1 protein-coding gene is annotated in these 1,784 nt (G+C 47.4%); it reads right to left on the bottom strand.

Translation table 11 applies throughout. The features are described from left to right. Nucleotides 1–39: 39 nt before the first annotated feature. Nucleotides 40–1,574, bottom strand: a protein-coding gene (locus tag KIO97_RS23195) for an IS3 family transposase (protein ID WP_373417336.1) whose coding sequence is annotated in 2 segments (ribosomal slippage) — nt 40–1,121 and nt 1,121–1,574 — 1,536 coding nt in all. Because the reading frame shifts where the segments join, the coding sequence is not laid out codon by codon here. Nucleotides 1,575–1,784: the final 210 nt, after the last annotated feature.

Raw genomic sequence — 1,784 nt, 5'->3', positions numbered from 1 at the left:
CGGCGTTTTTCAAGATAGTTGTCACTAGTTGCTTGTTAATTAAGCAACCTCTTTTTCTGGATTTAGATGAACGTTACCAACTGGTTTGCAGTTCCTGATTTCTCCTGACCAACGTTCAGGATTTTGCTCTCGGCGTACCTCTAGGACTGCTGCTCTTTTTTGTAAGATCTCACTATCTTTACCCGCATGTCTTTCTGATGGCGTCACGTAGTTCAGGCCTCGATGTTTATGCTCATTGTTGTACCACTCTACGAACCTGTCTACCCAAGCTCTGCTCTCTTCTAAGCTTGCAAAGCCTTTCGACGGCCAGCTCGGGACGTATTTTAACGTCCTGAACAACGATTCTACATAGGGGTTATCATCGCTTACTCGTGGGCGACTGTAAGACGGTGTCACACCAAGTTCTTCCATCTTGGCTTTCATTGTTGAAGACTTCATCGCACTCCCGTTATCCGAATGAAGCACAAGCGCCTGATTAAAGCATTGCTCTCGCATGAGCGTTCGCTGCAAGAGCTGAGACGCTTTCTCACCACTCTCTTGCTCATAGACTTCATAGCCCACGATTTTTCGACTGTAGATGTCTTCAATAAGGTACAGATAGTAGTGCTGGCCTCTAACCGCTGCTGGCAAGTAAGTGATATCCCACGTCAGCACCTGTTTCGGTGCCGTCGCTGTATAGCTGCTCGGCTTGGCCACTTTCTTGCGAGCACGTTGACGTCCTCGGTGCTCAACCTGACCTGCCAGTCTTAAGGTTCGATAAAACGTAGACTCTGAGCCTAAATAAACTCCCTTATCAAGTAACGTAGGGACGATTTGTGTTGGAGGAAGGGCGGCGTATTCAGGCGCGTTGCATACGTCCAATATGGCTGACCTTTCTTTCTCCGTTAACTTGTTAGCCGGCTCTGGGCGAACGACCAGTGGGCGCAGATCTTGTTGGATTTCTCCGCCTCGATACCACCTTCGATAAGTTCTTAGGTCGATTTCCGTTTCCAAGCATGCATTCGGCAGACGACTGCCGTTGTCGACCGCTTCATGTATAAGACTTATCAGTTCTTGCCTTTCACTGGTTGGCGTTAATCGGCCTCGTCCTCTTCCCCGTAAAAGGCTCTCAGCTTTTTTCGCAGAACTAATAGCGCACTGGTTTCGGCTAAGGCTTTCTCTTTGTATCGAAGCTCTTTTTTCAGAGCTTTGATCTCCAGTTTGTCCGCTCGAGACTGCTGTTTCGCTTCAGCGTCTTTTTCCTTCGATGACCTAAAACCGTGTAAACACTCTTCACGCCAAGTGTGAATCTGCTCTGGGTAGAGCCCCTTTGAACGGCAGTACGTACTGAGTTCATGCTCGGTCATCGTGTAAGTTTCAGCAACGACAGCGAGCTTCGTTTGTGCTGACCATTGTTCTGGCGATGTTTTCTTACTAGGCACTGCGGCCCCTTTTTCTCTCAATGCTTTACGCCAATTGTACAGTGTCGCTTCAGGGATGCCTTCTTCTTTTGCCACTTCCGAAATGGAGCGAGGATATGGCGGCAACAATTTCTTGAGTATGGCTTCTTTTCTTTCTGGAGAATAACGAGACAAATGAATTCTACTTACGCCCTAACTGGTTAATTTTTAACAGTGACAACTATCCTGCCAGAGGGGGTGAGCGCTCTCATGGTTTTCATTGGTGTGATTTCGACAAGGAAGTAATAGATAAAGTATCTACTGTTTTTCGAAGTGGAGATCTTAAAGGGGAAGTGTTTGGCTGTGCATTTACACTAGCAACTCCTAGCTGGCTTCTTTGGGAAG

It is taken from the genome of Vibrio sp. B181a (genome assembly GCF_030248375.1).
In the GTDB taxonomy this organism is placed as follows: domain Bacteria; phylum Pseudomonadota; class Gammaproteobacteria; order Enterobacterales; family Vibrionaceae; genus Vibrio; species Vibrio campbellii.
The sequence above is the reverse complement of the archived record's forward strand: the minus strand, read 5'-3'. Positions and strand labels throughout refer to the sequence as shown.